Raw genomic sequence first — 1,724 nt, 5'->3', positions numbered from 1 at the left:
GGATCGTCGGCGGAATCTGTGGGTGAATTAGTGTGCGCGGCTAGCCAAGTGACACTCGATTCAGATACTGATAGAGCTTGCGACATGTTGCATCAAAGGAATTTTGTGCGGACTCGGAGATAGCTGGCCAGATGAGCGGTCCGCCGTCTTCCTCGATGAGTTTGTCCAGGAGGGTTGCCACCGGGAGGGTAAGGAGATCGGGATCTTCATGGCGGCGTCGGATCATTTCGCCGCCGAGCATCCAAATGTGATCGCGGTGCCGGAGCAATGTCTTGCGTGCGTACCCCAAGGTTAGCAGATGCTCAAGGAAAGGCGTGAGTATTGCTACGATTGCCCGTCCAGTCGAAATATCTTCGTCGTCGACTCGCCACGACGCAGGCCAGTTATGGAGATCTGGGACGTACTGCGCGAGCGCTTGCTGTTCGGTGACAATGGCGGCTTTGTCCTTGCCGGTTCTGAGCTTGCTAACCATGTTGCTGACCCGTCTGCTTAACGCCTGTCATCATTTTCCCGGCTTTGTATATGAAGGTGCACGGCTGTGCGAGGCAACCCAGTCCATCGAGATCGACGTTCGGCCGCGCAAGGGTTCGAAGCCGATTTGCTCGTGCTGTAACCAGCCTGCGCGGGGTTACGACTCGCTCACGCAGCGCCGCTTCGAGTTTATCCCCGTCTGGGGCTTTGCCGTGTTTCTGCTCTATACCATGCGGCGCGTCGATTGTCGTGCCTGTGGCGTGAAGGTCGAAGCTCTGCCGTGGGCCAACGGCAAGCACACGCTCACCCGCGCTTACATGATCTTCCTGGCGCAATGGGCACGTAAGCTGTCCTGGAAAGAAACAGCACTCAGCTTCCGAACCAGTTGGGAGAAGGTCTTCAACGCAGTGGAATGGGTCGTCGACTGGGGGCTGAACCATCGCGAACTCGGCACGATCCGCGCGTTGGGCGTCGATGAAATCCAGTATGGTCGTGGACACAAGTACCTCACACTGGTCTACCAGATCGAGGCCGGCTGCACACGGCTGCTCTGGGTCGGGCAGGAGCGCACGAAAGAAAGTTTCGCCAGGTTCTTCGCGATGATAGGAAAACAGCTCTGCGAGAAGGTCGAGTTCGTCTGCTCGGATATGTGGAAGCCCTATCTCGAGATGATTGCGCTGCATTGCCCCAACGCACTGAACATCCTGGATCGCTTCCACATCGTTGCCAAGATGAACAAGGCGATCGATGAGGTTCGCGCCGAGGAAAGCCGCCGCATGAGCCGCGACGGATATGAGCCGGTGCTCAAGAAGTCCCGCTGGTGCCTGCTCAAGCGCCAGGAAAATCTGACCGACAAACAGCGGCTGCGTCTGCGCGATCTGCTTCAATACAACTTGCGCACCGTACGGGCCTGGCTGCTTAAAGAAGAATTCCAGCAACTCTGGGATTACATCTCGCCTGTGTGGGCCGGAAAATTCCTCGACCTGTGGTGCACTCAGGTAATGCGCTCTCGCATCGAGCCGATGAAGAAGTTCGCCCGCACCGTGCGCGCCCACCGCGAGTTGATCCTCAACTACTTCCGAGCACGCAGGCAGTTCTCCAGCGGCATCGTCGAGGGCTTGAACAACAAGGCAAAAGTCACCATGAGAAAAGCGTACGGCTTCCGGACCTTCAGAGCGACAGAAATCGCGCTATATCATGCACTTGGCAATCTCCCCGAGCCTCCGTCCACCCACACTTTTTTCTGACGAACC

Annotated in this window: 2 protein-coding genes; one reads left to right on the top strand and one right to left on the bottom strand. The window is 57.3% G+C overall.

The annotated features are described in order from the left end of the window. Positions 1-40 precede the first annotated feature (40 nt). Complete coding sequence (locus tag ACYP5B_RS34245; protein ID WP_459572590.1) at positions 41-472, bottom strand: hypothetical protein; 432 nt, start codon at positions 470-472, stop codon at positions 41-43. Between ACYP5B_RS34245 and ACYP5B_RS34240 the strand changes: the two genes are divergently transcribed. Next, entirely contained in the window at positions 471-1,718 is a 1,248-nt protein-coding gene (locus tag ACYP5B_RS34240; protein ID WP_459572589.1) for an ISL3 family transposase, read from the top strand. The two genes, ACYP5B_RS34245 and ACYP5B_RS34240, sit on opposite strands and share 2 nt — an antisense overlap. Positions 1,719-1,724: the final 6 nt, after the last annotated feature.

The organism is Cupriavidus sp. 8B, assembly GCF_054589115.1.
This window is presented reverse-complemented; position numbering and strand designations above follow the sequence as displayed.

Excerpts from the sequence above, each read along its gene's own strand:
- ACYP5B_RS34240 (WP_459572589.1), top strand. The coding sequence starts at position 471 with ATGTTGCTGACCCGTCTGCTTAACGCCTGTCATCATTTTCCCGGCTTT.
- ACYP5B_RS34245 (WP_459572590.1), bottom strand. The coding sequence starts at position 472 with ATGGTTAGCAAGCTCAGAACCGGCAAGGACAAAGCCGCCATTGTCACC.